Origin of the sequence: Desulfobaculum sp. SPO524 (assembly GCF_044987625.1) — a bacterium.
In the GTDB taxonomy this organism is placed as follows: Bacteria; Desulfobacterota; Desulfovibrionia; order Desulfovibrionales; family Desulfovibrionaceae; genus Desulfobaculum.
The window spans coordinates 134,537-160,451 of record NZ_JBJDSB010000003.1; the positions used below are offsets into that span (position 1 = coordinate 134,537).

General features: G+C 60.0%; 34 protein-coding genes. 31 read left to right on the forward strand and 3 right to left on the reverse strand.

The window, feature by feature from the left end:
- Window positions 1–168 precede the first annotated feature (168 nt).
- Complete coding sequence (locus ACI3L3_RS11845; protein ID WP_404845335.1) at window positions 169–1,305, reverse strand: hypothetical protein; 1,137 nt, start codon at window positions 1,303–1,305, stop codon at window positions 169–171.
- Window positions 1,306–1,453: 148 nt separating this feature from the next.
- On the reverse strand, window positions 1,454–1,999 hold the full coding sequence (locus ACI3L3_RS11850; RefSeq protein ID WP_404845336.1) for a hypothetical protein: 546 nt from the start codon (window positions 1,997–1,999) through the stop codon (window positions 1,454–1,456).
- Window positions 2,000–2,385: 386 nt separating this feature from the next.
- Between ACI3L3_RS11850 and ACI3L3_RS11855 the strand changes: the two genes are divergently transcribed.
- Window positions 2,386–2,841 carry a hypothetical protein gene (locus tag ACI3L3_RS11855; RefSeq protein ID WP_404845337.1) on the forward strand — a complete coding sequence of 152 codons (456 nt, stop codon included), beginning with the start codon at window positions 2,386–2,388 and terminating at the stop codon, window positions 2,839–2,841.
- 308 nt (window positions 2,842–3,149) lie between these two features.
- Here the strand turns inward: ACI3L3_RS11855 and ACI3L3_RS11860 are convergent, their stop codons facing one another.
- Window positions 3,150–3,338, reverse strand: coding sequence for a hypothetical protein (locus ACI3L3_RS11860; protein WP_404845338.1), 189 nt, complete (start codon window positions 3,336–3,338; stop codon window positions 3,150–3,152).
- Between the two features lie 672 nt (window positions 3,339–4,010).
- On the opposite strand from ACI3L3_RS11860, the gene ACI3L3_RS11865 reads away from it, so the two are divergent.
- The 30 genes from ACI3L3_RS11865 to ACI3L3_RS12010 all read left to right on the forward strand — a co-directional run bounded on the left by ACI3L3_RS11865 (window position 4,011) and on the right by ACI3L3_RS12010 (window position 25,912).
- Window positions 4,011–5,117 (forward strand): hypothetical protein, encoded by a 1,107-nt coding sequence (locus ACI3L3_RS11865; RefSeq protein ID WP_404845339.1) that lies wholly within the window; start codon window positions 4,011–4,013, stop codon window positions 5,115–5,117.
- 4 nt (window positions 5,118–5,121) lie between these two features.
- The gene (locus ACI3L3_RS11870; RefSeq protein ID WP_404845340.1) at window positions 5,122–5,679 is read left to right on the forward strand and encodes a hypothetical protein; all 558 of its coding nucleotides are present in this window, start codon (window positions 5,122–5,124) and stop codon (window positions 5,677–5,679) included.
- Window positions 5,679–5,933 (forward strand): hypothetical protein, encoded by a 255-nt coding sequence (locus ACI3L3_RS11875; protein ID WP_404845341.1) that lies wholly within the window; start codon window positions 5,679–5,681, stop codon window positions 5,931–5,933. Before ACI3L3_RS11870 ends, ACI3L3_RS11875 begins: the two co-directional genes overlap by 1 nt.
- 5 nt (window positions 5,934–5,938) lie before the next feature.
- Entirely contained in the window at window positions 5,939–6,463 is a 525-nt protein-coding gene (locus ACI3L3_RS11880; RefSeq protein WP_404845342.1) for a hypothetical protein, read from the forward strand.
- Window positions 6,460–7,113 (forward strand): tyrosine-type recombinase/integrase, encoded by a 654-nt coding sequence (locus ACI3L3_RS11885; protein ID WP_404845343.1) that lies wholly within the window; start codon window positions 6,460–6,462, stop codon window positions 7,111–7,113. The genes ACI3L3_RS11880 and ACI3L3_RS11885 overlap by 4 nt, the downstream gene beginning before the upstream one ends.
- The gene (locus ACI3L3_RS11890) at window positions 7,070–7,267 is read left to right on the forward strand and encodes a helix-turn-helix domain-containing protein (protein WP_404845344.1); all 198 of its coding nucleotides are present in this window, start codon (window positions 7,070–7,072) and stop codon (window positions 7,265–7,267) included. Before ACI3L3_RS11885 ends, ACI3L3_RS11890 begins: the two co-directional genes overlap by 44 nt.
- A 32-nt stretch (window positions 7,268–7,299) precedes the next feature.
- The gene (locus tag ACI3L3_RS11895; RefSeq protein ID WP_404845587.1) at window positions 7,300–7,458 is read left to right on the forward strand and encodes a hypothetical protein; all 159 of its coding nucleotides are present in this window, start codon (window positions 7,300–7,302) and stop codon (window positions 7,456–7,458) included.
- A 107-nt stretch (window positions 7,459–7,565) separates the two neighbouring features.
- A complete protein-coding gene (locus ACI3L3_RS11900) occupies window positions 7,566–8,180 on the forward strand; it encodes a hypothetical protein (protein ID WP_404845345.1) in 615 nt (204 codons plus the stop codon).
- A complete protein-coding gene (locus tag ACI3L3_RS11905) occupies window positions 8,177–8,395 on the forward strand; it encodes a hypothetical protein (protein WP_404845346.1) in 219 nt (72 codons plus the stop codon). Before ACI3L3_RS11900 ends, ACI3L3_RS11905 begins: the two co-directional genes overlap by 4 nt.
- 11 nt (window positions 8,396–8,406) lie before the next feature.
- A complete protein-coding gene (locus ACI3L3_RS11910; protein ID WP_404845347.1) occupies window positions 8,407–8,721 on the forward strand; it encodes a phage holin family protein in 315 nt (104 codons plus the stop codon).
- Between the two features lie 6 nt (window positions 8,722–8,727).
- Window positions 8,728–9,096: a helix-turn-helix domain-containing protein gene (locus ACI3L3_RS11915; protein WP_404845348.1), complete on the forward strand. Its 369-nt coding sequence runs from the start codon at window positions 8,728–8,730 to the stop codon at window positions 9,094–9,096.
- Window positions 9,097–9,321: 225 nt separating this feature from the next.
- Entirely contained in the window at window positions 9,322–9,867 is a 546-nt protein-coding gene (locus ACI3L3_RS11920) for a hypothetical protein (RefSeq protein WP_404845349.1), read from the forward strand.
- Window positions 9,854–11,791, forward strand: a complete 1,938-nt coding sequence (locus tag ACI3L3_RS11925) for a phage terminase large subunit family protein (protein WP_404845350.1) — start codon at window positions 9,854–9,856, stop codon at window positions 11,789–11,791. The genes ACI3L3_RS11920 and ACI3L3_RS11925 overlap by 14 nt, the downstream gene beginning before the upstream one ends.
- Window positions 11,788–12,297 carry a hypothetical protein gene (locus tag ACI3L3_RS11930; RefSeq protein WP_404845351.1) on the forward strand — a complete coding sequence of 170 codons (510 nt, stop codon included), beginning with the start codon at window positions 11,788–11,790 and terminating at the stop codon, window positions 12,295–12,297. The genes ACI3L3_RS11925 and ACI3L3_RS11930 overlap by 4 nt, the downstream gene beginning before the upstream one ends.
- On the forward strand, window positions 12,294–13,841 hold the full coding sequence (locus ACI3L3_RS11935) for a phage portal protein (RefSeq protein WP_404845352.1): 1,548 nt from the start codon (window positions 12,294–12,296) through the stop codon (window positions 13,839–13,841). The genes ACI3L3_RS11930 and ACI3L3_RS11935 overlap by 4 nt, the downstream gene beginning before the upstream one ends.
- Window positions 13,804–15,669: a phage major capsid protein gene (locus ACI3L3_RS11940; protein WP_404845353.1), complete on the forward strand. Its 1,866-nt coding sequence runs from the start codon at window positions 13,804–13,806 to the stop codon at window positions 15,667–15,669. Before ACI3L3_RS11935 ends, ACI3L3_RS11940 begins: the two co-directional genes overlap by 38 nt.
- A gap of 10 nt (window positions 15,670–15,679) precedes the next feature.
- Window positions 15,680–15,943 carry a hypothetical protein gene (locus ACI3L3_RS11945; RefSeq protein WP_404845354.1) on the forward strand — a complete coding sequence of 88 codons (264 nt, stop codon included), beginning with the start codon at window positions 15,680–15,682 and terminating at the stop codon, window positions 15,941–15,943.
- Window positions 15,940–16,266, forward strand: a complete 327-nt coding sequence (locus ACI3L3_RS11950) for a hypothetical protein (RefSeq protein ID WP_404845355.1) — start codon at window positions 15,940–15,942, stop codon at window positions 16,264–16,266. The genes ACI3L3_RS11945 and ACI3L3_RS11950 overlap by 4 nt, the downstream gene beginning before the upstream one ends.
- The gene (locus tag ACI3L3_RS11955; protein ID WP_404845356.1) at window positions 16,266–16,802 is read left to right on the forward strand and encodes a hypothetical protein; all 537 of its coding nucleotides are present in this window, start codon (window positions 16,266–16,268) and stop codon (window positions 16,800–16,802) included. The genes ACI3L3_RS11950 and ACI3L3_RS11955 overlap by 1 nt, the downstream gene beginning before the upstream one ends.
- An 8-nt stretch (window positions 16,803–16,810) precedes the next feature.
- Window positions 16,811–17,338, forward strand: coding sequence for a hypothetical protein (locus ACI3L3_RS11960; RefSeq protein WP_404845357.1), 528 nt, complete (start codon window positions 16,811–16,813; stop codon window positions 17,336–17,338).
- Window positions 17,319–17,981, forward strand: coding sequence for a phage baseplate assembly protein V (locus ACI3L3_RS11965; protein WP_404845358.1), 663 nt, complete (start codon window positions 17,319–17,321; stop codon window positions 17,979–17,981). The genes ACI3L3_RS11960 and ACI3L3_RS11965 overlap by 20 nt, the downstream gene beginning before the upstream one ends.
- Window positions 17,981–18,316 carry a GPW/gp25 family protein gene (locus ACI3L3_RS11970; protein ID WP_404845359.1) on the forward strand — a complete coding sequence of 112 codons (336 nt, stop codon included), beginning with the start codon at window positions 17,981–17,983 and terminating at the stop codon, window positions 18,314–18,316. Before ACI3L3_RS11965 ends, ACI3L3_RS11970 begins: the two co-directional genes overlap by 1 nt.
- Window positions 18,313–19,200, forward strand: a complete 888-nt coding sequence (locus ACI3L3_RS11975; RefSeq protein WP_404845360.1) for a baseplate J/gp47 family protein — start codon at window positions 18,313–18,315, stop codon at window positions 19,198–19,200. The genes ACI3L3_RS11970 and ACI3L3_RS11975 overlap by 4 nt, the downstream gene beginning before the upstream one ends.
- Window positions 19,193–19,807, forward strand: coding sequence for a phage tail protein I (locus ACI3L3_RS11980; protein WP_404845361.1), 615 nt, complete (start codon window positions 19,193–19,195; stop codon window positions 19,805–19,807). The genes ACI3L3_RS11975 and ACI3L3_RS11980 overlap by 8 nt, the downstream gene beginning before the upstream one ends.
- Before the next feature lie 10 nt (window positions 19,808–19,817).
- Window positions 19,818–21,302, forward strand: coding sequence for a phage tail protein (locus ACI3L3_RS11985; protein ID WP_404845362.1), 1,485 nt, complete (start codon window positions 19,818–19,820; stop codon window positions 21,300–21,302).
- A 9-nt stretch (window positions 21,303–21,311) separates the two neighbouring features.
- Window positions 21,312–21,812 (forward strand): tail fiber assembly protein, encoded by a 501-nt coding sequence (locus tag ACI3L3_RS11990; RefSeq protein WP_404845363.1) that lies wholly within the window; start codon window positions 21,312–21,314, stop codon window positions 21,810–21,812.
- A gap of 3 nt (window positions 21,813–21,815) precedes the next feature.
- Window positions 21,816–23,024 carry a phage tail sheath C-terminal domain-containing protein gene (locus ACI3L3_RS11995; RefSeq protein WP_404845364.1) on the forward strand — a complete coding sequence of 403 codons (1,209 nt, stop codon included), beginning with the start codon at window positions 21,816–21,818 and terminating at the stop codon, window positions 23,022–23,024.
- On the forward strand, window positions 23,024–23,530 hold the full coding sequence (locus ACI3L3_RS12000) for a phage major tail tube protein (protein ID WP_404845365.1): 507 nt from the start codon (window positions 23,024–23,026) through the stop codon (window positions 23,528–23,530). Before ACI3L3_RS11995 ends, ACI3L3_RS12000 begins: the two co-directional genes overlap by 1 nt.
- 11 nt (window positions 23,531–23,541) lie before the next feature.
- Window positions 23,542–23,778 carry a phage tail assembly protein gene (locus tag ACI3L3_RS12005; protein WP_404845366.1) on the forward strand — a complete coding sequence of 79 codons (237 nt, stop codon included), beginning with the start codon at window positions 23,542–23,544 and terminating at the stop codon, window positions 23,776–23,778.
- A gap of 133 nt (window positions 23,779–23,911) precedes the next feature.
- The gene (locus ACI3L3_RS12010; protein WP_404845367.1) at window positions 23,912–25,912 is read left to right on the forward strand and encodes a hypothetical protein; all 2,001 of its coding nucleotides are present in this window, start codon (window positions 23,912–23,914) and stop codon (window positions 25,910–25,912) included.
- The last annotated feature ends 3 nt before the right edge of the window (window positions 25,913–25,915 follow it).

Here is a 25,915-nt window from a genome sequence, read left to right on the forward strand (position 1 = left end):
CGCCGCATGTTCGTCTAGCTCCGGGGAGCGCCTAGCGAACGGCTCAGAGTGGGAGGAAGTGTTGCGTTGAGATAGAGTGTTTCATCAGCGGAACATTTTGGTCAAGAAAAATTTCACCGATGAAACAGGAAGGGCAAAAAGAAACCCCGCCGGGGCGGGGTTGGTGAATTAGTTCGCGGTGTAATCTAGAAGATTCGCTTGTTCTGAAAAGGGTTCCGAAGCAAATTTAAAATTCTTTAAAGAGGATAGAGGAACGGAATCTGTGCGAGGCTCTCCAATACCTATGATGGTGGCATGCTTTTCGCCATTAATGATGTCTAAGTTGATTTGTAGGTTTAGTCGCGGGGATGTTCCTGCATGCATGTACTCAGATGCTAGCTTGCATATAGTCTGTTTATCTTTTGGGTTTAAGTCTGTCATGCTCGCATTGATGTACGTGCTTCTATAAAGACGGGCTAAACATTTTTCAAAGCTGTAGTCTGTGACTTTGTATAGTCCATCTATATGAAATCTATCGTGAGAAATCTCTTTCTTTTTGTCTGCAACGACAAGCCTTAATTCTGATCCGGATATGGGAGCAGTATTGCCTAATGTTACGGTTGCGTTGTCGCTTATAAATTCTGAAACATTTTTAGGTGTTCTATGGTTTTTTTTGAGTATATTCTGAGTCCTTGCTATTTCAGCGGTATCAATATTCGCCTCTGCCTCGATTTTCTTGATCATATAGTCGATTTCTTTGCATCTGACTTGAGCTTCTGTCTCAAGCTCTTTGCATTTTGTTTCGGCTTCTGCCTTTATGCTCGCACAATTTTTTTCAGTGTCAGAGCTTATAGCTTGGCATTTTATTTTGGTGTAAGAATCGATTGCACGCCCTGAAAGCCATGCAGTGATGGAGAAGCCAATGATGCCGAATATGTATTTAAGAACTAGCATTTTATTTTCTGGTGAGAATTGGGATGCATAAGCGAAAACATCGTGCATCCCTTTCCATACATATTCGAGGCAGCCGTCGTTCAATTCTACTTTTACAAGTAGTTGTTCATGTTTATGTACGTCTTTGAGGGCAATGTGTTGCCCCGTGATAGCATTGTATATACCAAGTATATCTTTTTGGAGACTTTCTACAATTCGTGCTGATTTATAGTCAATGATTGTGGAATCATGCCACCCTTCGTCGTCGATTTTCAACACGAAATGAAGATTTTCACTTATGAGAAATTCATCAAGTTTAATTGCTCCCGACATTTGGAGTAATGAGGCGAGCAGTAAGCCATTGGGAGTTCTTGCCGTGAAAGTTTTTCTCATAAGTATTTCGTTGGGCGTAATGTTTTGAGAGTGCGGTGTCTAATAATTTATTGGCGTTTAAAGCTTTTACTATACAGGTAGATATACCAATGCTTCTCAGGATCATACCTCACCGTAGGCCGCGGTCGGCCTCCTCCCTCAACCACCCTTAGGCTGTGTGCCTAGTGGTGTGGTCGTCTCCTGATTCTTCTTCGTAGAGTTCGGTGGCCCGTTCGAGAATTGTCGTCGGGGTTATGCCGATTGCTTTGCAGATGCTTATAAACTCGCCGACGGTCATGGTCTGATCGCCGCTAAGCATGTCGTGGACGTTTTGTGGCTTTGTTTGGTCGCCGAACGCTTTATAGGCAATGGTCTCGGGTTTTTGGCCGAGGGCTGTGGTCGTGGCTTTGAGAGCTGCGGCCACGTGTTTTTCGTAAGGCGTTGGGATTGGGAGGATAGGGGCGTCTATGTCTATGCCGTAGACTTCTTCCAGAGGAATGCGAAGGGCATCGATGTACCTGACCATGTCACGGAAGGAGATGCGGTCTCCCCCTGCGCCATAGTCCAGCCATCTCTTCACTGTCGCTCGGCTTACTTTCAGTAGTTTGCCGATGGCGTCGAGAGTTTTTCCTTCCTCACGGAGTTTGCGAACCCTAAGCATAACCGCGCCCCAAGCGCGTTCATTAACCCTGTAACTTTCCATGCTTTCATTCATAGGATGTTCCTTGTTCCGTGGGTGAAAAACGTCGTTGACTAATCTGTTACACTGTGGAAACATTTCGGGCATGCCAAACGTACTTGAACAATTTCGGCTGTGTAACGCGCTGAGTTTCGCTGAAATAGGCAGGCGTGTCGGGCTTAGCCGCGTGTCTGTCCTTATGCACTGTAAGGGTGAGCGGCCAATAGGTGGGGAAGCGGCCATCCGTTATTCCGTCCATTTGGGTATCCCGCTCCAGCAACTGCGTCCGGATTTGTTCAAGGCGTTTACATGCGTCGCCAAAGGTGCGCCAAAGAAGGTCGCCTAAGTTTGGCACAGTATAACCCAAAAAGCTGCGCGTCAGCTAAGCGAACGCGCGGGGTGGTGTCTCCAAGGGGGCGAGGATGAAAGATGGTCTGCAACCGTGGGAGATGATGCGCGAGGCGAAAGACGCGCTCGGCATCGCGGCCTTGCAACGGATTTACGTTGTTGGGGTCAAGAGTTTGTACAAGCAAATGAAAAATCCGGATTACGCGGGCGAGACGCACAAGCCTGTCATCCAGCGTGTTCGGATGATGCTGCACGACCTCAACAACGCTGGAGCAAGTGAGCTTGCACGGGCCATGCTGAACTACATGGCGGTACCCCTTGAGGTTCATGTCGTGCCCAACGCCTCGGCTAGGCCGGACAAGGACAACATGCAGGATGAGTGCTTGGACGACTACCCGTGTCTCGTCGCCCTGCATGATGCAATTCGCTCCGGTCAGGACGTGCGGGCGATTGAGAGCTTGGCCGAGGAGGTTAAGCGCGAAGTGGATGAAACCGTGGTGGCATACCGCAACGAACAGGAAGGGAGGTAGCTATGGCGCAAAACCGCTGCCCGATCTGCGGCGCGCCGACTGCGCGCCCGTACTGTAGCGCCGGGTGCTTCAATGGGCGTAACGGCCTGCGCAGGTATCCTGATGTTGGGAAGGTGAAGACGGTTGGTGAGGTGAAGGCCGTGAAGATTAAGAACGTAAGGAGGTAAGGACGATGGCGGAAGCTGAAAAGGTACAGCTCAAGACGAAAGTCGAGAGTGAGCTTGGTTGTGAGCTGGTGGATATCGTGAATGTCCTTGGAGACTTGGGCGTCCCCAAGGACAAGATTTTAGACGTGCTTGGTTGTCGGCTTAACGAGGCTTTCTGTCAGCTTCGTTAAGGGCGTCAAGTGTGCTCTCAAAGACTGCGCTGGGGCTGAGGTCTGCACCGCCTTTTGCGGCTGCATAAGCGAGTACATAGGCAAGCTTATAGTTGTCGGGTTTGTCATTCAGCAGAGATCTGATGTGATACAGCTCATTTTTAGGGGTAGATTCTGACATGATTTCTCCTTTCTGGTTAGGTGGTTAATGAATTGGACAAGAAAGGCGATACCAGAAAGGCGAATGCAAAAAAAGCCCCCCGGCGGCTACCGAGGGGCAGGGTTCTAGCGAGCGCTAGATACCTAAAAGACGAAACCAAAGTATGCCACGGAGCATGCGAAAACGCAAGGAAATGGGTCGCATGAAAACATACGCTCCCTTGACAATACTTCGGACCTTGGGCAATGGTGGCCTCACTAAATCTGCTGGGGGTCCCTCCGCCCTCGCGTCTCAGGCTACTGGGTCGCATTCGGAGGTTTTGTTTTCTAAGGCTTCTCAGTGCCGCGTCTTTGGACGTGGTAAAAAGAGCGGCACAGTGTCCGGTATCCGTGAGGACCGGGGGTTCCCAGCAGAACCTAGTAGCACTGTGTCGCTCTTTTTTTGTTATGGGCGACACCATACTAAATCTGCTGGAGGTGCCGTTATGGTCCCGACCCCCACCCCTTCCCCTCAAGAGGCTGTTTGCCGTCTCTTCACCATCAGTGACGCCCTGTCTGAGATTTCCGATCTGGTTGAAGATGAGCGCCCCGGTGTGGCCGCCCTTGTGCGCGTGCTAAGCGAGCAACTTGGCGATTGCGCGGAAGTTATCGACGTTGCCCACCCAAGGCCGATCTACGACGAGAAGGGGGCGGCATGAACAAGGACTTCCGAGTTTCCACAGGCTTCTTCCGCCACCACAAAACCATCAAGCTCAAGCGCCGACTTGGATTAGCAGGGCCGTATGCCGTGCTGGCCTTGTGGGCCTATGCCGCCGAGTTGAAGCCGGATGGCTCGCTCATAGGTATGGATGCGGAGGATATCGCCATTGCCGCAGAGTGGGAAGACGACCCGCAGGCCTTGGTGGAAACCCTCTGTGAGGTTGGCTTCTTGGAGCAGTGCGAAGAGGGCATCTACCACCTCCACGACTGGCAAGAGCACAACCCGTGGGCGTCCGAGGCAAAGGAACGTAGCGACAAGGCGCGGCTCTCAAAGTTGAAGCAGTTCAACAAGGCGGCGTTCCTAGAGTGCGAGGCCAGGGGAATCGACCGCCTGACCCCCAGCGAATACGCAGGGTGGAAGGACTATCGTCCAGCGACTGCTGGGGAACCCCTGAGCGATTCGCCAGCGACCCCCGACACACCCGCAGGGTACCCTGTGGGTACCCCCGGGGTACCCCAAGACACCCCCGGGGGGCACCCTAGGGTTTCGCTAGCTCCTTCTCCTTCTCCTTCTCCTGCTCCTGCTACGCAGGAAGAAGAGAAGAGAGCTTCTTGCGAAGCTTCGTCACCGTCTGCCGACGGCGACACGTCGCGCCCTGCTCCTGAACAGCCTGAAACGACCTGCGAAGTGGAAGACACCGAGCCTACACCAGAAGCGCCAAAGAAAGCCGCTTGCCCGTATAAGCGCATCGTGGAGGCCTACAACGCACGGCTTGGGCAGTATCTTCCCTCCGTTCGTGAGTTGACCGACAAGCGCAAGAAGCACTTGCGCGCACGGTGGCAAAGCAACCCGGAGCGGCAGAGCGTCGAGTGGTGGGACAGCTATTTCGAGTACGTCTCTCGTTCGCCGTTCCTGTGCGGCCAGAAGAATGGCTTCCGCGCCAACTTTGATTGGCTGGTAAACCCGAGCAACCTGACCAAGGTTGTCGAAGGCACGTACCACGATCAGGCCGAGGCAAGCGCCAAGGGGGCGCCGAAGGGTAAGCAGAGTGTGAGCGAGAAGAACCGCAGCGTGTTCGAGCGACTGGCGGCGGAGGGGTAGCGACATGGAATGGAGCAACAAGAACGAACGGATGCAGTTTTTGGCGAGCTTTGCGGCCTTGTGCGAGACGTTTGGCAAGGAGTGCACAGAGCAATTGCCCAAGATTTATCATCGCGCCTTGCAGGACTTCACCGTGGAGCAGGTGAAAACGGCCATCGGCAAGGCCATTATGCACGGCCGTTTCTTTCCGCGCCCGGTTGAGTTGCGCGAGCTGGTGCAAGGCCGAGTTGAAACCCGCGCTGAGCTGGAGGCAGACAAAGTGCTCAAGGCCATTGCGGAGTATGGCGCATACAACGCCGTAGCCTTTGACGACCACGTAACCGCCGCCGTGGTGTGGCGAGGGTTTGGAGGTTGGGGGCTGCTGTGTGACAGCGTGCGCGAAGGCGAAGAAAAGTGGTTCCGCAAGGACTTCGTGCGGCGGTATGTGGCGTTTGCCGAGGAAGGCATCACGCACGCCAAGGCGTTGCCCGGACGCAGGGGGACAGAAAGTGTTGCCCTTGTCGGTGATCGGAAAAAGGCGCTCGCCGTTTTGGAGAGGGCCGAACCGAAGAGGTTGCAGTGATGGGGTGTTGGATAGAAATCCCGGCGATGGTTGCCGGACGCCTCCCGGTGGAGTTCCTGCCGCCGCGTGGCGAGGTGGTGGAGTTTGAAGTTGATTGCCATGAGCATTTGGGCGGGCGGCGTGTGGACGTGATTTTGATGCGGGGTGCTTTCGATGGCGAGCGGTTTGACGTCTTCGAGAGGACCATCAACACCGTGTACCCAATCATGCGCGCGGCACGCTGGCGGCAGATCTGCGCCACCGAGGCCGCATAGGAGCGATGATGTTTTATACCTGCAAGTGGTTTCGCATTGAAGAACTGGTGCCGCCGCCGGAGTTGTTGCCGGAGAATATGCAGCGTGTGTATCGGCATTACCCGGCTATGCTGTTCCGGTGCTTTGATCGTCGGCTGTTGGTGACGCTGGACCTGTTCCGCAAGCGGTACGGTGTCTTTACCGTGAACGACTGGCTATGGCGCGGGGATGATCCGAACGCTTTGCGGTATAGCGGATGGCGTCCCTTTGGGTGCGGCGTTGGCGCGGACCTGTCCGAGCACTACTGGTTTCGCGCCTTCGATGGGCACTTCCGCTATGTGACCCCGCAGGAGATTTGGGACGACATGCTCAAGAATCCCACAGACCCGACCTTCGCACATGTAGAACGCATCGAAGCCGGGGCCGGGATGTCGTGGGGGCACATCGATGTCGGCCAGCACAAGCGCTACGGCCAAGCCATCCGCGTCATCCCCGGCCCACACGGGGACCGGGCTGGCTTGCCGGGGTATATTGAGAAGGTGGCGGCGTGAAAGGGTGCCGCCCGCTAACTGAGGACGAAATCCGCCGAGCGTTTTCGTCGTTCTCTGGAAGGCTCGCCGTGCGCAATAGGTGCTTGTTTGTACTTGGCGTTACGGCGGGCTTTCGCGTTTCCGAAATGTTGTCCCTGCATGTGCAGGACGTTGTGGCGCAGAAGCGCGTACGGCGTTCCGTGCGGGTGGCGCGGCGGCATATGAAGGGGCGACACGAAAGCCGGACGGTCTACCTCGCGCGCGAGGCCCGCGTGGCGATCTTGGAGCAGATCAGGGCGTTGGGGTGGCCGTCGCCGGATACGCCGCTGTTTCTTTCGCAGTCGGGCCGAGGGGCGATCTCGCGTTCACAGGCGTACCGGGTATTGATTCATGCCTTCGAAGCCAGTGGCATCAGCGAGAATCTTGGCACGCACACATTGCGCAAGACGTTTGCGAATCGGCTCTATGATTACATGTTGGAACAGGTGGCGGCGGGCAAGGCCGTGGACCCCTTCACGGAGGTGAGCCTTGCCCTCGGGCACAAAGACCCGGCCAGCACGCGCCACTATTTGAGTTTCCGCGACGAGCGCCGTAGGGCCGCTATCCAATTTATGGGAGGCATTTTTGATGGGGAAGACGCTGACGGTGCGGCAGGTCGCCGAGCGGCTTGAATGCCGCCCGGAATACGTCCGGGGGCTGATCCGGCGCGGGGAACTGCGGGCCAGCAACCTCGGCACGGCTGAACGCCCACGCTACCGCATCCGCGCGATAAGCCTTGAGGCGTTTTTGGATGAACGTGAAGTGGTGGGGATAGAGGAAGACTAATGCTCAGTTGTCCACGGTGCGGAGCGGATACGATGGTTGTGCGGTCCTTGGATGATTACAGAACTGTTGTCCGTCTGCGGGAGTGTAAGCGCTGTAGTCATAGGTTCACCACAACGGAGCTGATGAATACAGAAATGAATGGATTTATCGAGGCTCTGGCCCGGACGCACATGCAAGAAGAACAGACATAGAATAAAAGATACCGCGTATCCATGTATATAGGCGTCGCCATTATGGCGGCGCTTTTTTATTTTGTATGGCGATTGTGTTTTATCGTCTCAAAATTGTGGAGGTTAGCATGGACGATGTGAAACCTATCTATCAGTCTCGCACCTTTTGGGGTGTGGTTGTGTCCTTCATCAGCACCATTGCGGCCCTGTGGGGCCATGGTGTGGGCGCAGAGGCGCAAGCGGGCATGGTTGATTGCGGGGTGGCTATCGGCGCGGCGGTGGGCGCTGTGGCGACCGTGTATGGCCGCATGAAGGCGTCCAAGAAAGTGAGCGTCAAGAAGGGGGCAAAAGGGGGCGCAAAGCCCCTTGTGGTGCTGGCGCTGTGCCTACCGCTGTCCTTGCAGGCGTGCGCGTTGGCCGATCTGTCGCCGCAGGATCGCGCCCTCGCCGTCGGGGAGGAGCTGAGGATCAACTATGTCGGCCTGTATGCCGAGTATGGCGAATTGCATGACGCGTTGCCGCCCGAAGGCGTGGCGTTTCTGCACGCCAAGGTGGCCCCGGCCATGGATACCGCCAAGCGTGCCATCGTGGCCTATCGTGACGCCGCACAGGTCTACGCCCGGACCGACACGGAGCCGGAAGGATATGACGCCTTGCTGCGCGATGCGCGGCGGGCGTTTTCGTCGTGCGCGGCATTGCTCATGGACGCAAAGCAGTATCTCCACGGAGGTGACAAGTCATGAAAGCTGGAACCCTTGCCCTGATTGAATCCGGACTGCGCCTTGGCGTGCAGGCCTACGAAACCGCCATGCGCTTGAAGGCGGAAGGCTATGACGTTCCGGCTTTGGATGACTTTCAGCGCCGGACCGATGAGCTGCGCGACCTGCCTGATCTGGCTCCCAAGGGTGCCCACGGACTGCGCGTGGTCCCCCCGTCGGACGGTGACGGGGCCGCGTAATGCCGGAGCGCATGAGCATTGAATCCTTGATGCAGTTGATGGGGGGCGTTCTGCCCCCTGTCCTGCTGGCGTTGTTTGGCGGCACTGTGCGCGTCCTGCGCGGGCCGGGAGCGTGCTCCGCCCGGTATGTGTTCGCCACCATCGTTACTGCGGCGTTCACAGGATACATGGTTCACCTGCTACTGGAGCCTGTCGCCTTCGTTCCCGAAGGGATGCGGCAAGCCTGCGTCGGCGTTGCCGGCTACGCGGGCGGGCAGCTCCTCGACATTATCGCAGACCGTGTGTGCGCCGCCGCCAAGACCTTTAACCCAACAAACAAGAGGTAAGACACCATGCAGGCGTTGCCTCCTTTGCCGCCGACGGCGCAGGTCGTGGCGGAAGTCATCGGCAGAGCGCGGACGCTGGCCCTTGCCAAGGCGTGCCGCTTTCGTTCGTTGTACGTGCCCCAGCGTTTGCCCGCCTGCCATTGGTTGCGGGATGTGGTGGGTGATCAGGCAGCGCAAGCGCTGGTGGATGAGTTCAGGGGGATGCAGTTGCCGTTAGCCCGCTGCGCACGGGTGGAAAAGGCCGAGCGCGACGCACGCATCATTCATATGCGGGCCGAGGGCTTGAGCGCAGGGGAGATAGGGCGGCGGCTTGGAGTGCCCGCAAGCACAGTGAGGACGGTGGTTCACAGGCACAGGCTTGCCGCCGCAGCATGATTCTAGGCAGCGAAATGCAACATTCCCCATAAAGTTTACGGATTGAGAGCTAGACGCCGCTAGACGCTTGCAAACGAAGCTAGGAACACAACGGGTCCTTCCCGAAGGGGGGAAAAGAGTGGGTCGAGCTGAGGCACGAAGTTTTCTTTCTGCGTGGCTTCGGGAAATGACTTTCTGTTTCGACGATCAAAACCCTGTGAACAACTTTGATAACTGGTTGAAATAATGGGCGAAGTGAAAAAGAAAAAACAGAAAACGGAGAAGCAGACCGCACAAGCCGTGGTGGACATGCAGGGACTGGCCCTTGCGCTGGGCCTGTCCTTGCCCACGGTTCGGGCGCGGGTGCGCGAGGGGATGCCCTGCGTGCAGGAGGGGGGCAGGGGTAAGGCGTGGAAGTTTGACCTTGCGGAGTGTGTCGCGTGGCACACGGAGCGGGCGGTGTCCAAGGCGGTTGGGGATGTCGAGGACGGCATCAGTAAGGGGGAGTTGGAACGCTTGCTCCTTGTTGAGGAGCTGAAGATCAAGCGCGTGTCGGCGGCGCGGGAGTTGGGCGAGGTCGCGCCCATTGAAGAGATGGAGCGCGTCATAGCTTCCGCCTTTGTGGAGGTGCGGCAGGCGATGCTTGCCTTGCCTGACAGGCTGGCGCTGCGCGTTATGGCCGCCACTGATGAAACGGCGGTGAAGGAGATACTTCGGGAGGAAATAGACTTGGCGTTATCCTCGCTCGCGGAAACTGATTTGCTGGAGAAGATTGAAGATGCCGCAGACTGATATAGACCTGAGCAATGAGGAAGGCATTCGGCGGGCTATCCGTGGACTTATGGGAATGTTTAGGCCGCCAGAGCGCTTGACGGTTTCCGAGTGGGCAGACAAGTACCGCCGCGTCAGCGTCGCCAACGCGATGCCCGGCCCATGGCGTACGGACAATGCGCCGTATCAGCGTGGGCCTATGGACTGCATGAGCGATGCGCGGACCTATAGGGTGTCGCTCATGTGGTCGGCGCAGGTCGGCAAGACCGAGTGCGAGAATAACGCGATTGGGTATTACATCGACTTGAACCCCAAGAGCTGCATCATGATGCAGCCCACGCAGTCCGACGGCAAGGTGTGGCTGGAAACCAAGCTCACGCCGCTTATCAATGAGACGCCGCAGGTTGGGGAGAAGGTCGCCAAGCCGAGGGGACGTGACGGCGTGAACAACGCCACCATGAAGTCATATCCCGGCGGCTTTTTGCTGCTCGCCTACAGCGGCAGCACGCGGACCATGCGCGGCAGATCTGCGCCAATAATCATATGTGATGAGGTGGACGGCTACAGCATGACCGAGGAAGGCGATCCGATTGAATTGCTGTGGCAACGTGCCTCGACATTTGGCGATCAGAAGAAGCTGATCGAATCCAGTACGCCCACCATCAAGGGATTCTCCCGCATCGAAAAGGCGTTCGAGGCTGGCGACAAGCGGCGCTATTACGTGCCGTGTCCGCATTGCGGAGCCTTCCAGACGCTACAATGGGGAAATGTGAAATGGGATCATGATGAACAGGGCGGGCATCTTCCGGAAACAGCATATTACGTGTGCGAGTCCTGCGGGTGTGTGATCGAGGACAAGGACAAACCCGCGATGTTGGCGGCTGGTGAGTGGCGCGCGGAGAAGCCATTTCGGGGGCACGCGTCGTTCCACTTGAATGAACTGTATTCACCGTGGCGGCGCTGGCGCGATATTGCGCAAAGCTTCTTGGACAAGAAGCACAGGGGCGACCTGCAAAGCTTCGTGAATGTTTCGCTTGCCGAGACATGGGAAGAGGAAGGCGAGCAGGTTGACGAGACGGGGCTTCGCAACCGTTGCGAGCAGTACGCCGCGCCTGTGCCCTTGCGTGGCCTGATATTGACCGCTGGCGTCGATACGCAGCCGGACCGCTTAGAAATTGAGCTGGTTGCGTGGGGCCATGAGGAAGAATCGTGGAGCATTGATTATCACGTGATCTACGGTGATCCGGATCACTCCTCCGTGTGGGAAGCTCTCGACGATTACCTTGACCAGCGCTGGTTGCATGAGTCCGGGGTGGAGCTGTCGATCCATGCGGCGTGCATCGACTCCGGCGGCAGCAATACGCAAGCCGTATACAACTACTGCCGGAGTCGCTGGGCCGCCCGTCGTTGGGCGATCAAGGGCAAGGGCGGGGAGGGCGTGCCGATTGTCGGTGCTCCCCGCAAGCTCAAGACCGGAAAAGGAAAGGGGCGGCCTGTCCGCTTGTTCTCCATTGGCGTCGATCAGGCAAAGACGTTGCTCTACAAGCGCTTGCCGTTGGACGGATCAGGGCCGGGGCGTCTGCACTTCCCGGCGACATATGCGGAGTTCGACGAATACTTCCAGCAGCTCACTGCCGAGAAGTGCATAACCCGTTACGTTAAGGGCTTCCCCAAACGTGAGTGGGTGAAGACCCGGCCACGTAACGAGGCGCTGGACTGCCGAGTCTATGCCTATGCGGCCCTCCTGATTGCCCGTCCGAATTTCCAGAAACTTGAATCCCGTCTGCAATCCCAAAGCGAAGTCGTGGCTCTCTCTGAACCTGCCGAAGCGTCCCAAAACGCAGTGGTTTCAAAAGCCGAGGTGCAGGAAAATCCTCCGAAAGAACGGAAGAAGAGAAAAGTCAAAAAACGTCGGAAGCGTCGTTCTAACTTCGTGATGGGATGATGATCAACGAGCTACCACGCCAGATTGCCATAAGCGAAAGCACCTCCTGTAGAATCCTCCTTGGGCTTCCTGCATCCGAGGGGTGGGCGGCAACGCTCGCCCTTCGGGGGCAGGGTTCCACTGATGTTGAAGGCGTTGCCGATGGTGATGCCTTTGTCTTTTCGTTTGTTTGCACACTGCCTGCGGGGCGGCACTGGTGGCAGATCATTGCCACGCGTGGCGATGAGCAGCGTGTTGTGCAGTCCGGAAAGCTGGAGGTGGTCCCTAACTTCCTTGGCGTCGGTGGACCTTATGACGGGCGGACGGAAGCCGAGAAGGCTCTAGAGGCCGTGGACGCCGCGCTGTCTGGTTGCGCGGGGGATGCCGTGTGGTCATACCAGATCGCAGGGAGGCAGCTCCAGCGCTACAGCATTGACCAGCTGCGGAAGCTGCGTGGCCAGCTAGTTGTCCGCGTTCGTTCTGAGCGTGGGCAAAACGGATTCAAAACCATAGGGGTTCGCCTGTGAGCCTGTTGGATATTTTCCGGGGGCGCGCGGTTGAGGCAGACCCGGCCCCACGTCGCAGGACGCTGCCGCCCCGGTTTGGGCGGCGGAATTATGGGGCCGAGTCCGGCTCGTTTGACGCTGCGTCAGCGAATCGGACAACCGCAGGATGGACCAGCGAGCCGATGAGCGCATCCGTATTGGTTGAACGCTCGTGGCGTGTTTTGTGCGCGCGTGGGCGCGAGGCCGCAAACAATATCGACCATGGCAAGCGGTTCCTGCGGTTGGTGCGGACAAACGTTGTTGGGCCTCGCGGTGTCGCTGTGGTGCCGACTGTACAGCTTGCGGATGGAAGCCCCGATGCGTTGGCCCGGCAGGCGTTGTCTGATGCGTGGAAGCATTGGGGCCAGAACCCTGAGGTGACAGGCACACTGACATGGCGCGAACTGCAAGGGTTAGCCGTTCAGACCGTCGCTCGGGATGGCGAGGTCTTTGTCCGCCGGCTGCGCGGTCGGCGCTTTGGAGCCTATCACTACCAGCTCCAGTTGATTGATCCCGTGCGTGTCCCGGTGCAAATGCGCGAGAAGCTGACAAACGGGAATCGCATTCGGGCTGGTATTGAGTTCACGCCGGAAGGCCGTCCTGTCGCGTACTACCTGCGTGGCGATCAGGACGACTACATCAGTGGTGTCGATTACGGCGGCGCGAGGTACGAGCGTATCCCCGCAGAAGAGATGTATCACCTCTTTGTACCGGAGATGATCAACCAGCCGCGTGGGGTGTCGTGGATGGGGACGGCCCTGACACGTATGCACCACCTGTCGAAGTATGAGACAGCCGCAGTCATCAACGCCCGTATCGGTGCTTCTAAGATGGGATTCTTTGAGACCGATCCCGAAATGGAAGTTCCGGAGTTTGATGACGAAGACGAAGAGGTCTTCCCCATGGACGCCGAGCCGGGAACCATGGAGCGCTTGCCCTATGGGTACAAGTTCCGCGCATGGGATCCGCAGTACCCACAAGGCGAGTTCGGTGTTTTTGTGCGGTCATGTTTGCAATCCATTTCCGCAGGCCTTGGCGTGTCCTACGCCTCGTTGTCTGGCGACCTGTCAGGCGTGAACTATTCCAGCATCAGGGCCGGAGTGCTCGACGAGCGGGACCAGTGGATGGACCTGCAACAGTGGTTCATCGACAAGCTGGTGCAACCCGTCTTTGAAGATTGGGTGGCGACGGCGGTGTTGGCCGGGGCTATCAAGATTGGCCTGACTCCCTTACGCGCTGAACGCGTCGAGCAGTATAAGCGCGCGCGATACCAGGCGCGGCGCTGGCAGTGGGTTGACCCACAAAAAGACGTGAAGGCCGCCCGTGAAGCACAGAACGGTTTGATGCGTTCTGTTTCCGACACGATCAGGGAACAGGGGCGTGATCCTGAAGAGGTCTTTGAAGAGATCAAGGAAGATAGGGATCGGTGGGAGGAATTGGGACTGGCCCCGGCCCCGGTGAAACAAACCGCTCCGAAGGGGCATGAGCATGGAGGCGATGATGCCGAAGACGAAGCCGACGCTTGAGCAGATTCAGAGCCAGAATTGCCGAGCGTATTTCCCGGTTGAGATGGTCCGTTCCGTCGATGAGGAAAAGCGCACGGTGGAAATCGCGTTTTCCTCGGATCGGGAGATTGAACAGTTTTGGCTCACGATCCTTGTGTTGGAGCATAGCGCATCCGCATGTGACCTGAACCGCCTGAACAACGGCGGGGCTGTGTTGTTCAATCACAACCGCTCGGCTCATATCGGCGTTGTGGAGTCGGCCCGAATTGATGGAGACGGCAAGGGGCGCGCGGTTGTGCGCTTTAGCCGATCACCACTCGGGGAAGAGAAGTTCCGGGACGTGGTTGATGGCGTTCTGCGGCATGTTTCCGTCGGGTTTGAGGTGGATGAAGTCAAGCTGGTGGAAAGCCGCAAGGATGATGTGGATGTGTACAGGGCGACGAAATGGACGCCCTACGAAATTTCGTTCGTGACCATCCCCGCTGATGATTCTGTGGGTGTGGGGCGTGACCACGGTGGCGCGCCGAAACCTGAAACGATGGAGGGAAGAGGAATGCCCCAGAAAGGCGCAACTCCTAAAGGTGAAAACGGCGCGGGCGTGCCCCCTGTTGATGTGACCGCCGAGCGCGACGCCGCTGTGCTGGCCGAACGGCAGCGCATGGACGATCTGTTGAAGATGGGCCGGGAGTATAACGCCCCGGAAGAGGCCGAGCGCTTTGTCCGTGAAGGCAAGTCGCCGGATCAGTTCCGTCAGCTCCTGCTGGAGCGGATGAACCAGAAGGCTGACAAACCCAGCCCCGACGAGATGAACGCTGATGTGGGCCTGAGCGAACGTGAACTCAAGCGTTATTCCTTCGTGAAGGTGCTGCGAGCGCTGGACCCGAACAATCTGCGCGCACGCGAAGCCGCAGCCTTCGAACTGGAAGTTTCCAATGCCGCCGCCCAGCACCTTGCGCGTGAAGTGCAGGGCATCGTTGTCCCCCCTGAGGTGCTGCAAACGCCGCTCGCCCGCACCTACACCACCGACAGCGGGGCCGCTCCGCACGGTGGTGCACTGGTCGGCACCGAGTTGCTGGAAAGCAGTTTCATCGAGCTGCTGAGGAAACGTTGCCTGCTGATGCAGCTGGGTTCCAAGCTCGGCGGACTTGTCGGCAACGTTGATATCCCGAAGCAGATCAGCGGGGCTACTGGATATGTTGTTGGTGAGGATCAGGACGTGCCGGAGTCAGATGGCGACTTTGGGACGTTGAGTCTGTCGCCGTACACCATTGGTGGAATGTGCGAGGTCTCGCGTCGCCTGCTGATGCAGACCAGTCTGGACGTCGAGGCGACGATCCGTTCCGACCTGTCGAAGGCCGTGGCGCTGAAGCTGGATAGCCTTGGTTTCTACGGCACCGGCACCGACGAGCCTTTGGGCCTCAAGTTTACCGCCGGGGTTAACGCCATCACCTTCGGAACGGCCAGCCAGCCCACGCATAAGGAAATGGTCCAGATGGAAAGCGAAATCAGCGCCGACGACGCTGACGTTGAAAGCATGGCCTATTTGCTTAACGCGCGGATGCGGGGACACTGCAAGACCACACCGCGTATGCCGAGTGGCGAGAAGGCAATTATGACCGATGGGGGGCAGATCAATGGCTACCCCGTCGGCGTTACGAATCAGGTGCAGGGTTCGGATGTCTTTTTCGGCAACTGGGCTGACTTGATGATCGCCATGTGGGGTGGGCTGGAATTGACGCTGGACCCGTACACTCACAGTCAGAAGGGACGCCTGCGCATCATTGCCATGCAGGATGCGGACATCGGTGTCCGTAATGCAGAATCCTTCTGCGTGGGCACGAGCGCCTAAAGGGGGAGTCATGAGAAAGCAGAAGAAAAAGGAAATGACCGTCGTTGTGGTGGCACCGGAGGGTGCCGCCAATGTGGGTATTCTGATTGATGGGGAGATGTGCCGCGAGGGTGATGAAGTGACGGTGCCTCTTTCTGTGGGAAAGAACCTCATCTACCGCGAACGTGCTGTTCCGGCTGGCAGTGCTGCCGCCAAGGCTATTGTAGCCTCCGCCGAGGAATCCCGAAAGGCTTCCGCAAAGGGTGGGGGCAAGGGCGGCGGGAAGGGTAAGTGATGCTTACTGACCTCGACGGTTTCTTCACCGGGCTGGACGCAAAGGACGTGACGGCGGTCTTGGCAGACGGAACCCGGCGCACGTTCAAAGCCTACTTTGATGCGCCTTATCTGGAGCCGCGCTTGGAAGACTTCGCGGTGGAAACTGCCGCGTACAAGTTGACGTGTCAGGCTCGGGACGTTGCAGGTGTCACAAGGAAGAGCACAGCGGTATGGGTTGATGGTGCTGAATACGCCGTAAGTGCCGTGCGTCCTGATGGTACGGGAATCGTCGAGGTCATGCTGGACGCCACATGTGATGTAACCGTGCAGGTGGACTGGTAATGTCCACCTGCGGTGTGGCGGAAATCCCCTTGGACGCGGCAAGTGCAGACCGGATCGCGCGGCTGTTTGCTGCGGATCAAAAGCAGATTGAGGCGGCCATGCGGCGTGCCGTCAATAAGCTGGGGCGCTGGGTGCGGTCCACAGCGCTGACCGAGGGGGCGCGGGATTCGGGCGTACAGCGAAAGGTTTTAGCCGACCGCGTACGCCTGACTCTTGGAAAGAACAAACGAGGTGTTCAAGTTTGGTTTGGCCTGTGGCCCGTGCCTTTGAGGTTGCTGAAACCGAAGCAGACGGCCACTGGTGTCACTGCTGGTCCGGTAGATCGCCGACATGCGTTTATCGTTACAGGCCGTGACGGTCAGCGGGACGTTTACCGTCGTTCGGGTGATTCGGCGTATCCAATCTTTAAGCAGTACCACAGTGTGGATGATGAAATTCGCAGAGTTTTAGAGGTTGATGTGTTCCCCCGTTTGGACGCGCAGTTCGCAAAGTTTTTTGAACAAGAACTCCGCTGGGAAGTGAGTAAGGCGCGGTGAGGTGGGTGGTGATTGACGCGGTTCATGCTGAGATATGTGCGGCGCTGAGGCAGGGGCTGCCGGGGCTGCGGGATGTGGTGGACTATGGCGTTGAGAGGAAGCTCAACGCGCCGCTGGCCGTGGTGCATTTGGCCGGGATGGAGCGGGCCGGGGAGGCTGATGACGGCACAGAGCGCCTGTGGGTGCAGTGCCGCTGGGAGGTGTTCCTGGTGGTGGCCGCGCGCGTTTGCGGCGTGGAGCAGGAGCTTCGGCGTATGGCGGCGGCTGTGGCTACGGTAGTGCAGGGCAATCGGTTTGGGGCGCAGGTCGCGCCCGCGCGGTTTTTGACGGCGGAGCCGAACGAATTTGAGCCGAGCTTTTCCGGCGCGTTGTCGTGGCGGGTGGAGTTTGAAATTGACGTGCCGCTGGGCGAGAGCGTGTGGGATGGCGAGGGCGTGCCCGTGCAGCAGGTTCTGGCATCGTATGCGCCGTTGGTCGGCGAGGACCACAAGGACAAGTACACCGAGGTGACGGCTGATGAACTTCCGAGTCTCTGACATGGAGCGGCGGCTTGCGTCGGTGATCCGCGTGGGCACCGTGGCCGAGGCTGACTATTCTGCCGCGCGGCTGCGCGTGGCCTTTGGCGAGGCGGTTTCGGACTGGCTGCCGTGGCTGACGCTTCGCGCCGGGAATGACCGTACGTGGTGGGCGCCGGAAGTTGGGGAGCAGGTGGTGGTGCTGTCGCCGTCGGGCGATACCGCGCAGGGCGTAGTGCTTGGCAGCATCTACCAGTCTGCGCACCCTGCGCCCGCGTCTTCGCCTGATGTTGACCGCCGCGTCTACGCGGACGGGGCCGTCATCGATTATGACCGCAGCGCCCATCGCCTGCACGCCGTCATCCCCGGCGACATCGTGGCCGAGGCGTCCAAGAGCGTGACCGTGCAGGCTGGCGGCGTCATCAGCGCTACGGCCGGGAGCGCCGTGGAAGTCACCGCGCCGCAGATCACCTTGAACGGCACCATATTCCTAAACGGTCCTATGACGCAGGGTGGCGGCTCCGGCGGCGGCAACGCCACGTTGAAGGGCGATCTGCACACCGTGGGCGATATCACCACGGACGCGGATGTGCATGCGGCGGTGTCCCTGAACGGCCATGTTCATCCTTGTCCGCATGGCGGCGACACCGGAGGACCGAAGTAGTGCGCGGCATCGATGCCACAACAGGCCACGATCTGTCCGGCCTCGACCATCTGCGCCAGTCTGTGCGCGACATTCTGACGACGCCTATCGGCTCGCGCGTGATGCGCCGGGAATACGGCTCGCGTTTGTTCGAGCTGGTGGACGCGCCACTTAATGGCGAGACGCTGGTGGAACTCTACGCGGCCACGGCGGAGGCTATCGCCATGTGGGAGCCGCGCTTTCGTGTGGAGCGCGTCACCGCGCGCGAGGCAGGGCCGGGGCATGTGGAGCTGGATGTGGTGGGCACCTACCTGCCGGACGGCAAACCCGTGACCATGGAGGGCATCATCATATGAGCGGGTTCTCGGATATTGATCTTTCCCTGCTCGCGCCGCCGCAGGTGGTGGAGGAGCTGGACGCCGAAACTGTGCTCGCTGAAATGCTGGCGGACTTTCGCGCGCGGCATCCGGAGCATACCGCGTTGGTGGAGTCTGACCCCGCGTACAAGATTCTGGAGGCCGCAGCCTACCGGGAAACCTTGCTCCGCCAGCGCGTGAACGATGCGGCCCGGAGTGTGATGCTGGCCTATGCCGGGGGGACGGACCTTGATCATCTTGCGGCCTTGGTGCCGCTGGAGCGCAAGCTTGTTGCCCCCGGCGAGCCGGACGCCTATCCGCCCGTGCCGCCGACATGGGAGGCCGATGCCGAGTTCCGCCGCCGCATCCAGCTTGCGCCCGAAGGCTTTAGCGTGGCCGGGCCGGACCGCGCGTATATCTTTCATGCCCTGACCGTGCCGGGTGTGCGTGATGCTGCCGTAAGCAGCCCCGCCCCCGGTGAGGTCGTGGTCCATGTGTTGGGCCGCGAAGGGAGCGGCACGCCGGACCCCTCGGTGCTGTCTGCCGTGGAAGCCGTCTTGATGGCGGCGGAGACGCGCCCGCTGACGGATCATGTCACGGTGCAGGCGGCTGAGGTCGTCACCTACGCCGTGCGCGCTAGCCTTGCCATTCAGCCCGGCCCCAGCGCTGAGGCCGTCCGTGATGAAGCCTTGGTCGATATGTGGACCGTGGCCGAAGCGGGGCATGTGCTGGGCGCGGGCATGCCGCTGTCCAAGGTCTATGCGGCCTTGCAGGTGGAGGGTGTCGCGCGCGTGGCGCTTATCGAGCCTACGGCGGATGTGGCGTGCGCGCCGCATCAGGCTGCCTACTGCACAGGCGTAGAACTGGAGGTAGAGCGTGCCTAGGCACCTGATGCCGCCAAGTGCCACGGCCATGGAACGGGCGCTGTCCGAAGCCGTGGCGCGGCTGTCTGCCGTGGGCGTGCCGCTACGCGCCGTGTGGCGTGCAGGGGATTGCCCTGAGCCGCTGCTGGCGTGGCTAGCGTGGTCGCTGTCCGTGGACGCATGGGACGAAAGCTGGACCGAAGCACAAAAGCGCGAGGCCATCCGCGCTGCCGTATGGGTGCACCGGCACAAGGGAACGCGCGGCGCGGTGGACCGGGCAGTGCGCGCCCTTGGCTACCGGGTACGCATCCGCGAATGGTGGGAGGAAACTCCGAAGGGCGAGCCGTATACCTTCGCCATTGAGATCGAGGTGGATGATCGCGGCGTGGATGCAGACCTGTACGGCATGCTGACGCGCGTGGTGGATGCGGCAAAGAACACCCGCTCGCACCTGCGCGGTTTTGCCGTGGTCTCGACCACGCGCGGACGCGTTTATGCGGGGATGGCCCTGCACACTGGTGCGGCCCTCACGGTGCTGCCGTGGCGTCCGGAGAATATCGAGCAGGCTTCGCCGCTGCATGTCGGCGCGACGCTGCAAACGTTTACGACTGTAACCGCTCAACCCTAGCGAGGACGATATGGCTAAGGATTTTTTTGTCATCCTCACCGAGACGGGCCGGGCCAAGCTGGCGAATGCCGTAGCGCTTGGCCGGACTGTATCCCTGACGCATTGCGCCGTAGGCGATGGCGCGGGGCAGGCGGTGACGCCGGATGCGGCGCAGACGGCATTGACCCGCGAGGTCTACCGCGCCCAGCTCAATACGCTGGAAACGGACCCGGACAACCCGGCGTACATCGTGGCCGAACTGGTCATCCCGTCCGAGGAAGGCGGCTGGACTATTCGCGAGGCAGGCATCATCGACGCCGATGGCGATCTGTTTGCCGTGGGCAACCTGCCCGAAACGTACAAACCGCAGATTGCCGAAGGCTCTGCCGCCGAACTGCGCGTGCGCCTTGTTATGGAGGTGAGCAACACCGCCGCCGTGGAGCTGAAGGTGGACCCGACGGTGGTGCTCGCAAGCCGCGGCTATGTGGACGCGCAGGTTGTAGAAGTCCGCACCCTGCTGGAAACCCACACCGCCCGCACCGACGACCCCCACCACACCATCCCCGAAGGCGGCGAGCCGGGGCAGGTGCTGGTGATGCAGGAGGATGGCAGCGTGGCGTGGGGAAGTGTCGCGGGGGTCCCCGTGTCTCAGCTGTGCTGGTCAACCACAGGTGTCCCCCTGCCCGGAACGGTCCCCGCCAACGTCAAACAGAAGTTCCTGAGGGGGACGTATCCGCAGCTGGACGAGGCCGTCCTTGCCGCCGGGAACTACCTGACGGACGAGGCCGCGTGGGACGCGGAAGCGGCGGCGCAGGACGGCTCGTGCGGGCGGTACTGCGTGACGGCGGAGCATATTATCCTGCCGTGCTACCGCCACTACATTGCGGCGGCGCGTTCGGGTGTAGCTGGGAAAGAGGCTGGTGATTGGTTGGCGGATGAGACGGAGAAACATCAACACACAATACCATGGGGTGCTGTACCAGCAGAAAGTACAACTTGGACACCCTGGGGTGTAAATCCCGATTATACGGACAGATACGGTGCAAATACTGCAGACACAGACAACACGTGGGTAATGTCCGAACCAGTTGGTGGAGAAGAAACCCGCCCCAAAACCCTCTACGCCCTTCCCTGCATCAAGGTCGCCGACGTGGCCATCAACGCCGCGCAGGTGGACCTGCTGGCGCTTGCTGACCAAGTGGCGGCTATCAACGGGAGCAAGGTAGATAGAAGCGAGTGGACGCAGAATCTGGGGACCAGCGGCTGGCAGAAGTTGCCGAGTGGGTTGATTTTGCAGTGGGGTGTTGCACCAGAGGTCACGAACGGAGTACGTACTCCGGTTAGCTTTCCGATAGCTTTCACAACCGCATGCTTATCTTTACAGATTACGCTAAGAGACAATGGCTCCGGGCAGGGCGTTGGCGTTTCACCAGCATATGAAAACCTTGCGGTGACGGGTTTCGATTTCTCATGTCAGAATGGATACCCCGGATTATGGCAAGCGATTGGCTACTAAGGAGACACCATGAAATATAGCGCTACAACGAACGCATTTTACATCCCGGAACTGCATGGCAACAACATACCCGCCGACGCAGTAGAAATCACCGCCGCCGAACACCGCGCTCTGCTCGAAGCACAGGCTCGCGGCAAACTCATTCAACCCGACGCCAACGGCCGCCCCGTCGCCGTGGACCCGCCCCCGCCGCCAGAACCCACCGAGGCCGAACTCGCAGAGCGCGCCCGCGCCGAGCGGGACCGCTTGATGCGTGAGGCCTATGACCCCGCCGTGATGCAGCTGCTGCGGAAGCGGCGCGTTATTGTGGCTGCCTCGGGCGATCCGACGGGCATCGAAGCGGAGCTTGCGGCGTGGGATGACTACGCTAACGCCCTTGAAGCCGTTCCGGATCAGGTAGGTTTTCCCCGTGACATCATTTGGCCGCAAGCCCCTGTCGAGCCGTCTTTAGCCGGAAGTGAAGACGCTTCCGGTGAGTCTGCCTCTGAACCTGCAACCAGTGAGGGTTAAGCAATGCCTGAACAATTTCTGCATGGCGTGGAAGTCGTCGAGATTGACGGTGGTCCGCGTCCCATTCGTACCGTGAAAAGCTCCGTCATCGGCATTGTGGGCACGGCTCCCGACGCCGACGCCAGCGTCTTTCCTCTGAATACCCCGGTTCTCGTCGCGGGGAACCGCCGCGAGGCCGCCAAGCTGGACACCGTGGGTGACGGCGCGGGCACGCTGCCTGCCGCCATGGACGGCATCCTTGATCAGTCCGGGGCCATGGTTGTGGTGGTGCGTGTGGACGAGGGCGCGGACGACGCCGCGACCATGACCAACGTTGTCGGCGGCGTGGACGAAACCACCGGGCAGTACATGGGCGTGCAGGCCTTGCGTGCCAGCGCGTCTGTCCTTGGCTTTACCCCGCGCATCCTGCTTGCTCCCGGCTTTACGCATCAGCGCGCCGAGGATGCGGACAATCCCGGTACCTTCTTCAAGAACCCCGTCGCCGCCGAACTGGAAGGCATTGCCGAGCGCCTGCGCGCCGTCGTTATCGTGGACGGTCCGAACACCAATGACACTGACGCCATCGCCGCCATGGGCGACTTTGGCACCGCCCGCGTGTTCATGGTGGACCCGTGGGTGAAGGTCTACCGCGATGGCGCATATGTCGCGGAACCAGCGTCTGCCCGTGTAGCGGGCATGATTGCACGTTCCGATAACGACCGGGGCTTCTGGTGGTCGCCGTCCAATCGGCAGGTCTTTGGCATCTCCGGCACCGCGCGCCCCGTGGACTTCACCCTTGGTGACGTCAATTGCCGCGCCAACATGCTGAATGAGAAGAACGTGGCCACCATTATCAACGAAGGCGGTTACCGCCTGTGGGGTAACCGCACCGGATGCACCGATCCCAAGTGGTCCTTCCTGTCCGTGCGCCGTACGGCGGACATGATCAACGAGTCCATCCTTGCCGCGCACCTGTGGGCCGTGGACCGGAACATCACCAAGACCTACGTGGACGACGTGGTGGAAGGCGTGAACGCCTACCTGCGCCACCTTGAGGCCGTGGGCGCGATTCTCGGCGGCGAGTGCTGGGCGGATCCGGAACTGAACACGCCCGACCAAGTCCAGCAGGGCAAGGTCTATTTCGACTTTGACTTCACGCCCCCGTACCCGGCGGAGCACGTCACGTTCCGCAGCCATTTGGTCAATGACTACATCGAGGAGGTCTTCAAGTAATGCCCGCAGAGAACATCCTGAAAAACTTTGCCCTGTTCGTGGACGGGCGCGGCTACGTTGGCGAGTGCAAGGAACTCCAGCTCCCGGCGTTGAGCCTTGTGACCGAGGACTTCCGCGCTGGCGGTATGGACACCTCCATCGCCATTGATATGGGCATGGAGAAGATGGAGGCCACGTTTACGCTGTCCAAGCAGTGCGAGCATATCCTCGGCAGCTTTGGCGTCATTCAGAACAACGGCATTCAGCTTACGGCGCGCGGCGGTCTGCAAAGCCTCGACGGCGTGGTGACGCCCGTGGTGGTGAAGATGCGCGGCACTGTTACCAAGATCGAGGACGGCGCGTGGAAACCTGGCGAAGCGGCTTCGCTGTCCGTGACTGTGGCGCTGACGTATTTCAAACGCGAACAGAACGGCAAGACGCTGCACGAAATTGACGCCCTGAACATGAAGCGCGTCATTGGCGGCACCGATCAACTCAAAGAACTGCGCGACGCCTGCGGCATCTAAAGGAGGACACAGTGGAACGGATTACGCTTGAGTACCCGGTGGAATACAAGGGGCAGAAGCTGGAGACGCTGAACATGCGTCGCCCCAAGGTGCGCGACCAGATCGCCGTGCAGAGCGCCGGGACCGACGTGGAGCAGGAGCTTCGGCTGTTCGCCAACTTGTGCGAGGTGTCGCCCGAGGTGCTGGAAGGCATGGACCTGAAGGACTACACCAAGCTTCAGGAGGTGTACCGGGATTTTTTGTCCTAACGCCGCGAGAGGCGCGGCGGTGCGTGCTGCTTCTTGCGCGCTACACGGGGTGGTCGTGCGCGGAGCTGACGGGCATGGCCGTGGAGGACATGCTTGATTGGATAGCTGAACTACCGCAGGAGAACGCGAGCTGATGCGCAAGAAAATGTCCGCCGTGGTCGAGATTGGCGCGGCGGTATCCGATTCCTTCCGCACGACGACCAAGGCCGTGAAGGGCGACTTCTCCGGCATTGGGGAGTCCATCCGTACCGTGAAGGAGCAGCAGGACAAGCTGCAAAAGTTCAACCCGCAAGGGGTGCGCGAGGCGGGCCGCGAGTACCGGACATTGAAACGGGAGGCGGCCCGCCTTCGCCGTGAGTATGAGCGCTCCAAAAAGCCGACCAAGCGGGCACGGCAGCAGGTGGAGCGCGCCGAGAAGGCCGCGCGCAAGGCTGGCCGCGCCTATCAGTCCCAGCGCGAGAAGTTGAAGGGGCTGGAGAAGCAGCTTGAAGCCGTGGGCGTGGACACTAGCGCGGCGGCGCAGGAGACAAACCGCCTTGGCCGGGAAATGGATCGCCTGCAAACGAAGTACAAGCGTATGCAGGACGTGCAGGAGCGCGCCGCCCGTCTCAAGAGCATGATCGGGACCACGGCGCGCTATACCGCAGTGGTTGGCGGCACCGTTGGCGTTGCTGGCGCGGCCATGACCATGACGAACCAGCTCACGGCCAAGCAGACCGCGCTTGCCAAGTCCCTCAACGTCAGCGCCGACACCTTTGCCGCGTGGGGCGGCATTGCCAAGGAAGCCGGGTTCGAGGCCGACCACGTTGGCGACCTCATGGAGGAGATGAACAACAAGCTCGGCGAGTCCGCAGGGCTTGAGGAGATCACCCCGGTTAAGGAGTCTCTGCAAATCCTTGGCCTCGGCTTTGAGGACTTGCAGAACCTTGCGCCGGAGGAGCAGTTCCTACGTCTTGCCGCAGCCATCAAGGGTGTGGACGACCACGCGCAGGCCGTGAGCGCCGCAGACATCCTGATGGGCGGCGAGGCGAATAAGTTCTTTGGCTATCTGCGCACCCGTGAGGAAAGCGTAGAGACGCTGCTTGCCCAGCAGCAGGCGTTGAACCAGCTTTCCGACGAGGGCCGCGCCGGGGCGGAGCAGTACAACCGCGCTTTCGGGCGGCTGAGTACGGTGGTCGGCAGTACGGCGGGCGAGTTCGCGGGGTTGATCGGCGGCGCGCTTGCGCCGCTGGTGGACGGTATAGGCATCCGGATGGCGGCGTGGGTGCAGGACTTGCGCGACGGGCTGTTTGGCGTGGGCGATGCCGTGAGCATGGCCGGACGGGTGGCCGCATGGGGGACGCTGACGGCGGCCATTGGCGGCGTGGCGTTCGTGGGCGCTAAGGCGGCGATGGGAATGGCGCGCCTTGGCCGTGGCATTGTCGGCACCGTTGGCGCGATGGGCAAGCTTGGCCGTGCGGCCAGCGGCAAAGGCGGCGGGCGCGGTGGAGCCATTCCCGTGCGCGTGGTGAACGGCGGTGGCGGCTATGGCTCCGATGATTTTGGCGGCTCGGGCAGCAAGGGCAAGGGGCGGCGCTCGCGCCGTTTGGGCAAGCTGGGCAGGCTGGGAAAGCTCGGCAAGCTTGGGCGCGTGGGGAAGCTCCTGCGTGGCGGCGGACGGTTGCTTGGGAAGTTCGCCAAGCCCCTCGGCGTGATGATGGCGGGCGCTGGCCTGTACAGCGCAGTACGCTCCGGCGACAAGGAGGGCGTGGGCAAGAACCTTGGCAGCCTTGGCGGCTCTGCTGGCGGCGCGTTGGCCGGGGCTGCAATCGGCTCCGTGGTGCCGGTTGTCGGCACGGCTGTGGGCGGCCTGATCGGTGGCATCCTCGGCGGGTTTGGCGGCGAGGCGCTGGGCGGTAAGGTGGGCAGCATGCTGGCCGAGAAGGAGAAGAGCACGGCCAGTGGGGCGCGCACCGCGTTGAACGTGCCGGAATCCCTGCCTAAGGCGGGCGGCGCGGGCGTAGCCATGGAGGTCGGCGGCATCACCATTAACGCCGCGCCGGGGCAGGACGAGGAAGCCCTTGCGTCGGCGGTTATCCGGAAACTGAACGGCATGCAGCGCACCGCAGAGCGGCAGGCGCTGTATGATTGGTAGGCG

Excerpts from the sequence above, each read along its gene's own strand:
- ACI3L3_RS11845 (WP_404845335.1), bottom strand. The coding sequence starts at position 1,305 with ATGAGAAAAACTTTCACGGCAAGAACTCCCAATGGCTTACTGCTCGCC.
- ACI3L3_RS11850 (WP_404845336.1), bottom strand. The coding sequence starts at position 1,999 with ATGAATGAAAGCATGGAAAGTTACAGGGTTAATGAACGCGCTTGGGGC.
- ACI3L3_RS11855 (WP_404845337.1), top strand. The coding sequence starts at position 2,386 with ATGAAAGATGGTCTGCAACCGTGGGAGATGATGCGCGAGGCGAAAGAC.
- ACI3L3_RS11860 (WP_404845338.1), bottom strand. The coding sequence starts at position 3,338 with ATGTCAGAATCTACCCCTAAAAATGAGCTGTATCACATCAGATCTCTG.
- ACI3L3_RS11865 (WP_404845339.1), top strand. The coding sequence starts at position 4,011 with ATGAACAAGGACTTCCGAGTTTCCACAGGCTTCTTCCGCCACCACAAA.
- ACI3L3_RS11870 (WP_404845340.1), top strand. The coding sequence starts at position 5,122 with ATGGAATGGAGCAACAAGAACGAACGGATGCAGTTTTTGGCGAGCTTT.
- ACI3L3_RS11875 (WP_404845341.1), top strand. The coding sequence starts at position 5,679 with ATGGGGTGTTGGATAGAAATCCCGGCGATGGTTGCCGGACGCCTCCCG.
- ACI3L3_RS11880 (WP_404845342.1), top strand. The coding sequence starts at position 5,939 with ATGATGTTTTATACCTGCAAGTGGTTTCGCATTGAAGAACTGGTGCCG.
- ACI3L3_RS11890 (WP_404845344.1), top strand. The coding sequence starts at position 7,070 with ATGGGGAAGACGCTGACGGTGCGGCAGGTCGCCGAGCGGCTTGAATGC.
- ACI3L3_RS11895 (WP_404845587.1), top strand. The coding sequence starts at position 7,300 with ATGGTTGTGCGGTCCTTGGATGATTACAGAACTGTTGTCCGTCTGCGG.
- ACI3L3_RS11900 (WP_404845345.1), top strand. The coding sequence starts at position 7,566 with ATGGACGATGTGAAACCTATCTATCAGTCTCGCACCTTTTGGGGTGTG.
- ACI3L3_RS11905 (WP_404845346.1), top strand. The coding sequence starts at position 8,177 with ATGAAAGCTGGAACCCTTGCCCTGATTGAATCCGGACTGCGCCTTGGC.
- ACI3L3_RS11910 (WP_404845347.1), top strand. The coding sequence starts at position 8,407 with ATGAGCATTGAATCCTTGATGCAGTTGATGGGGGGCGTTCTGCCCCCT.
- ACI3L3_RS11915 (WP_404845348.1), top strand. The coding sequence starts at position 8,728 with ATGCAGGCGTTGCCTCCTTTGCCGCCGACGGCGCAGGTCGTGGCGGAA.
- ACI3L3_RS11920 (WP_404845349.1), top strand. The coding sequence starts at position 9,322 with ATGGGCGAAGTGAAAAAGAAAAAACAGAAAACGGAGAAGCAGACCGCA.
- ACI3L3_RS11925 (WP_404845350.1), top strand. The coding sequence starts at position 9,854 with ATGCCGCAGACTGATATAGACCTGAGCAATGAGGAAGGCATTCGGCGG.
- ACI3L3_RS11930 (WP_404845351.1), top strand. The coding sequence starts at position 11,788 with ATGATGATCAACGAGCTACCACGCCAGATTGCCATAAGCGAAAGCACC.
- ACI3L3_RS11940 (WP_404845353.1), top strand. The coding sequence starts at position 13,804 with ATGGAGGCGATGATGCCGAAGACGAAGCCGACGCTTGAGCAGATTCAG.
- ACI3L3_RS11945 (WP_404845354.1), top strand. The coding sequence starts at position 15,680 with ATGAGAAAGCAGAAGAAAAAGGAAATGACCGTCGTTGTGGTGGCACCG.
- ACI3L3_RS11955 (WP_404845356.1), top strand. The coding sequence starts at position 16,266 with ATGTCCACCTGCGGTGTGGCGGAAATCCCCTTGGACGCGGCAAGTGCA.
- ACI3L3_RS11965 (WP_404845358.1), top strand. The coding sequence starts at position 17,319 with ATGAACTTCCGAGTCTCTGACATGGAGCGGCGGCTTGCGTCGGTGATC.
- ACI3L3_RS11975 (WP_404845360.1), top strand. The coding sequence starts at position 18,313 with ATGAGCGGGTTCTCGGATATTGATCTTTCCCTGCTCGCGCCGCCGCAG.
- ACI3L3_RS11985 (WP_404845362.1), top strand. The coding sequence starts at position 19,818 with ATGGCTAAGGATTTTTTTGTCATCCTCACCGAGACGGGCCGGGCCAAG.
- ACI3L3_RS11990 (WP_404845363.1), top strand. The coding sequence starts at position 21,312 with ATGAAATATAGCGCTACAACGAACGCATTTTACATCCCGGAACTGCAT.
- ACI3L3_RS11995 (WP_404845364.1), top strand. The coding sequence starts at position 21,816 with ATGCCTGAACAATTTCTGCATGGCGTGGAAGTCGTCGAGATTGACGGT.
- ACI3L3_RS12000 (WP_404845365.1), top strand. The coding sequence starts at position 23,024 with ATGCCCGCAGAGAACATCCTGAAAAACTTTGCCCTGTTCGTGGACGGG.
- ACI3L3_RS12010 (WP_404845367.1), top strand. The coding sequence starts at position 23,912 with ATGCGCAAGAAAATGTCCGCCGTGGTCGAGATTGGCGCGGCGGTATCC.